At 55.5% G+C, this 2,786-nt stretch carries 4 protein-coding genes; all 4 read left to right on the plus strand.

Annotation, left to right across the window (positions count from 1 at the left end; genetic code table 11):
* A partial coding sequence (locus ACOYNV_RS27135) for a hypothetical protein (protein ID WP_422902935.1) occupies positions 1–289 on the plus strand: 289 nt, incomplete at its 5' end.
* 618 nt (positions 290–907) lie between these two features.
* Positions 908–1,414: a DUF421 domain-containing protein gene (locus ACOYNV_RS27140; protein ID WP_422902936.1), complete on the plus strand. Its 507-nt coding sequence runs from the start codon at positions 908–910 to the stop codon at positions 1,412–1,414.
* Positions 1,415–1,516: 102 nt separating this feature from the next.
* A complete protein-coding gene (locus ACOYNV_RS27145) occupies positions 1,517–1,759 on the plus strand; it encodes a hypothetical protein (protein WP_422902937.1) in 243 nt (80 codons plus the stop codon).
* Between the two features lie 290 nt (positions 1,760–2,049).
* The coding region (locus ACOYNV_RS27150) for a L,D-transpeptidase family protein (RefSeq protein ID WP_422902938.1) at positions 2,050–2,786 on the plus strand (737 nt) is incomplete at its 3' end.

Genomic DNA, 2,786 nt, shown 5'->3' on the forward strand with positions numbered 1-2,786 from the left:
GATGCCAATGTCAACTTTGGAGCAATTAGTTCGGGAAGTCGAATGTCGCCTGTGGATCTTTCTGCTGCCGACCGCTACTTTTCTCGGAAGCTGCCAATCAAAGTTAAAGGTCAGCAATGGAGAAAAACCTATACCTGCAATGCAGCGCAAGCGGTCGGTCGTGGTCAACCCTGGAATCGAGGCGGTTGCTCCAAAGCGGACATTGCCGACGCTGGTCCAATTTGGGTATTCGACCATCGCCAGAACCGGAAAGCTGTCATTCGATGGCGGCAACTGCTTTTTTGCGTAGCAGTCGGCAACGCAGCGCAAGCGGACGTCCACCAGTGGCCACTTCCGGGCAAGCCGGTTTCATCATTTCCGAGACCGATCAGCCGCCGTGCGTTGTGGTCGCCAACGTGCACATAACGGGTGGGCTCGCTTGAGTAAAAGGGTCAATCGATTTCTGCCCAAGAAATCAGAAAGCTGACCCAGGAATCGGCAAGCCCCGCGTTGCATTGAATTTGCGCCATACTAAAGGATTTGCATAAATCGTGGCTGCGTGTGTACCGGGTGTGGATGGGCTTGGGGACTTAGCTTCCCGCCGTAGACAATGGCGCAAATTCATTGCAACACGGGGAAGCCATTTTCTTCGCCTATCCGCCTTTGAGCAGCGGTGGACTAAACCGCTTACATGTCGCACCTGGGAAAGCAAGGTTTTTGGCGGCATGAAGTTCCAAGGGATTTGTAGTCATACAACCGCGCTGATCTGAAGCGCCTGCGTCAGCAACAGACTGCCAACCCGATAGCTGTGGAACAACAGTTGCTGGCGCTGTGTCTGTTGACGCACAGACTCCATTGCAATAGTAGGGATATATTTCACTGGCGCGGGTCTATCGATCTGCGCGCACTACCTGGCGCCGGATATTCCATGAGCCTTTCTAGTTTCGATCTTCCAAGTGTCCTGACTTTCACGGTCTCGCCGCTGGAGTTGATGCTGCGCGGCACGCTGATGTATTGGTTTCTTTTCGTCGTCTTCCGCTTCGTCCTGCGGCGTGACGTGGGTGCCCTCGGTCTCAGCGACTTCCTGTTCGTGGTGATCCTCGGTGATGCAGCGCAGAACGGCATGATCGGCAGCGCCACCTCAGCCATCGATGGGATGGTGCTGATCGGCACGCTCGTCTTCTGGAGCTACATGCTCGACTTCATGAGCTTCAAGTTTACGCTTGTCCAGCGCTTTACTGCTGCGCCACGATTGTGCCTGGTGCGCAATGGCAAGCTTCTGCGCAAGAACATGCGCCGTGAATTCATCACCGACGAGGAGTTGAACGCGAAGATCCGGCAAGAAGGAGTCGAAGACATCGCATCTGTGAAGCTGATGTACCTCGAAGCGGATGGGGAGATAAGTGTGATCCGCCAGGACGGCGCAATGGCCTGAGCATGGACCGTATGCCCACACCGTCGCTTGAGCGGGTGCATCATCCCCTGCAGGTGTACAAATCAAAGCGTGACTTCACCCTGACGCCGGAGCTCGCCGAGGGTGGCAGACGCCACCAAGCGCGTGCTGGTGTCCTTCGACTCGACGATGCTCAGAAACCTCTCCGTCGGTATGCCCATTGACTTGATGTGCTACGCACGCGACAGCCTGAAAGTCACCATGAAGCGGCGATTCGAAGAGGATGACGCCTACTTCGAGATGTTGACAGTGCAGTGGATTGCCGACACTGGCGTGGTAAGGCGGCATCGCTGGTGGCGGTCAAAACCTGTAAGGCTTTCCGCTTGAAATCCCTGGTTCGCCAGCGCACAGACGGCCACATCAGCCACGACTATTCTGAGAATTTACTCTACAGCCCCGATGGCCACTTGAAATTCCCCCAGGGGCGAAGGCGAGAATGTGCGTTTTCCGAGCCGCTGCCATTGCCCCTTCTTGATAACGGTTCCCCTCGCGTAGCGAGCACAAACCAGAGGCGTAGATGCGGCGATTAAGCGCACCTCGGCTCCACAACCGGGTGGGGGAATTTCAGGTGGCCACAGGTGGGGGAAATTGGGTGGCCATCAGGGACAGAAACAAGTATGAAAACGCAGCATTTCTTCGCAATTCTCATCGCCTGCACAGCGGGTACTTCATTGATGGCGGCTCAACTATTAGCCCCCGATTCGCTCAGTGAAACTGAACGCGCCCAATCGATAACCCGAAAAAGCAAAGGCAGCGTCGTGTTGCGAGCCCAAGTTTTGCTGGACAGGGCGCATTTTTCCTCCGGTGAGATCGATGCTGCTTACGGACAAAATCTACGCACCGCGATCAGCGGTTACCAGACAGCGAATGGTTTGCCAGCCAGCGGCATCGTCGATGCGCCTACCTGGGATGTGTTGAATACCGACACCGCACCCATCCTGGTTTCTTATACGATCCCGGAGGCGGACGTTGCAGGACCGTTTAATCCGATCCCAACCGAATGGGTGGACAAAGCCAAGATGAAGACACTCGGTTATACATCCGCCAAAGAAGCGCTCAGTGAGAAGTTTCATGCAAGTCCCAAGCTACTTGCGCAACTCAATCCCGGCAAGGATTTTGACCGTGCGGGCGAAGAAATCGTCGTTCCCAATGTCGCGACCAGCAGCGAATTTCCGAAAGCCGTCAAAGTGATCGTTGATCAGTCGGACCACACTTTGTCCCTGGTCGATGCAGGCGGCAAAATCGTTGCCCAGTTTCCTGCCACTACCGGCAGCAAACATGATCCGCTCCCGCTGGGCGTCTGGAAGGTCAAAGGCGTCGCCCGCAACCCCGTGTTTCACTACAACCCCGAATT

This window comes from Propionivibrio sp. (assembly GCF_049316945.1).
In the GTDB taxonomy this organism is placed as follows: Bacteria; Pseudomonadota; Gammaproteobacteria; order Burkholderiales; family Rhodocyclaceae; genus Propionivibrio.

Coding starts and splice junctions, on each gene's coding strand:
- ACOYNV_RS27140 (WP_422902936.1), top strand. CDS start 908: ATGAGCCTTTCTAGTTTCGATCTTCCAAGTGTCCTGACTTTCACGGTC.